The organism is Candidatus Similichlamydia epinepheli (genome assembly GCF_003056015.1).
The window spans coordinates 1-1,428 of record NZ_PPEU01000137.1; the positions used below are offsets into that span (position 1 = coordinate 1).

The following is a 1,428-nucleotide window of genomic DNA, read 5'->3' on the forward strand; positions in this document are numbered from 1 at the left end:
CCGGAGCTCTATATTTAGAACTTGGTAAGTACCGTCGTGCTCTGCGTTATTTAGATCGTGCTTTAAAGTTTGATCCAGAAGATTGGACTACTCGTTTGAATCGTATCTATTGCCTTTTCTCCATAAATAGAATCGAAGAAGGTTTGGAGGCCGCAGAAGAGGTTAGAAAGAGTAATTCGCCAGAGATTGCAGCAGCTGCAGAGGCTTTGATGGCAGGATGGGAAGCTCAACAAGTGGTATGATAGAGATTCCAAGACGAGAAATAGGGGGGCAAAAGTTAAGTGGCTTTACTCGATCGAGAGCCGGTGTGTCCATCTATCACCGCATGGGATCAATTTGTGGAGTTTGCTCGTTCTCGTTCTTCTATGACTGCCTTTCAGAATTGGATTGAGCCGATTATCTGCTTAGGAGTTGATGAAAATGAGTGCGTTTTGCAAGTTGCAAATGTTTTCGTGCAGGAGTACCTTCTATCTAATTTTTGTGAGGATTTAAGGTCTTTTCTTCCAGTTAGATCAGATGGAAAGCCGTCTGTTCGTTTTGTCATTGCTGATTTACCAATCCCAGAATCAAAAGAGAAGACAACTACAGTTGATGCACAACCTTCAGACCAGAACAATACGATGAAATTAAATCGATCGTATAAGTTCGATTCTTTTATTGAGGGAACCTGTAACCAATTTGCTAAATCTGCTGCTTTTGGAGTGGCTACCAGGCCAGGAAGGCTTCCTAAGAGGGTGTTTGTAATGAGACATATCTAACCGTTCTGAAAATCGAGACTGTCCTACAACTACTGGCTCTAATCCAATCTCTCTAAACCTGTCATCTCCCAACCAAGCAGTCGCCACACTGACACGTGCATGGTGCTGAATAATTCGAGATTCATGATGGGCTGACCAGACAGATTCAACTAAGGATTGCAGACGGGCGTATCTATCAGACTCATCTCTCCCAAAATCTGCAATTGTCACCTTGCGCATAGATACCCCCCTCCTTGACACGATTGGAGATATTTTCCTCCCAGTTGGGCATACCAATACAAAATGATGAGCTTAGATGAAGAAGAATGGGAAGAGATTGAAGATAGATTATCCAGTTATTTGCCCAGTTCAAATTTAAAAAAACGTCAACTACTTAGTTTAACCGTTTTTGTAGGAAGAGTTCTTTCACTTGTGAGATGGTGTATCAGTGCAATTTGTAATCGAGCTCGATTCCAGGGGGCGTAGAATAATATGCAAGAAGAAGAGACCTTAGTTTGGCGTGATCTGCTAGGCTTCTCCGAAGAGCAGGTACAAGATTTGCGTTTCACTGGCTATTTTTACATCCGACAAGGAAAGTACGAAATTGCTCGTTCTTTCTTTGAGGCTCTTGTTATTTTTCAATCTCAGGAGCTCCCTTCAAATCAGGAAGTTTACGACTTTAAGACTCTGG

The 1,428-nt window shown here is 42.3% G+C and carries 3 protein-coding genes and 1 pseudogene; all 4 read left to right on the forward strand.

All coding sequences use genetic code 11. The features are described 5' to 3' along the window. A partial coding sequence (locus GCCT14_RS04915) for a tetratricopeptide repeat protein (RefSeq protein ID WP_157952641.1) occupies window positions 1-242 on the forward strand: 242 nt, incomplete at its 5' end. A gap of 39 nt (window positions 243-281) precedes the next feature. After that, the gene (locus GCCT14_RS04920) at window positions 282-758 is read left to right on the forward strand and encodes a DnaA N-terminal domain-containing protein (RefSeq protein ID WP_108624452.1); all 477 of its coding nucleotides are present in this window, start codon (window positions 282-284) and stop codon (window positions 756-758) included. Window positions 759-1,040: 282 nt separating this feature from the next. Next, entirely contained in the window at window positions 1,041-1,223 is a 183-nt protein-coding gene (locus tag GCCT14_RS04925; protein ID WP_157952642.1) for a hypothetical protein, read from the forward strand. 6 nt (window positions 1,224-1,229) lie between these two features. Next, a pseudogene (locus tag GCCT14_RS04930) lies at window positions 1,230-1,428 on the forward strand (hypothetical protein); the annotation flags it as partial.

Bases quoted from the DNA above. Each gene is read 5' to 3' on its own strand.
- GCCT14_RS04925 (WP_157952642.1), top strand. From the start codon at position 1,041: ATGATGAGCTTAGATGAAGAAGAATGGGAAGAGATTGAAGATAGATTA.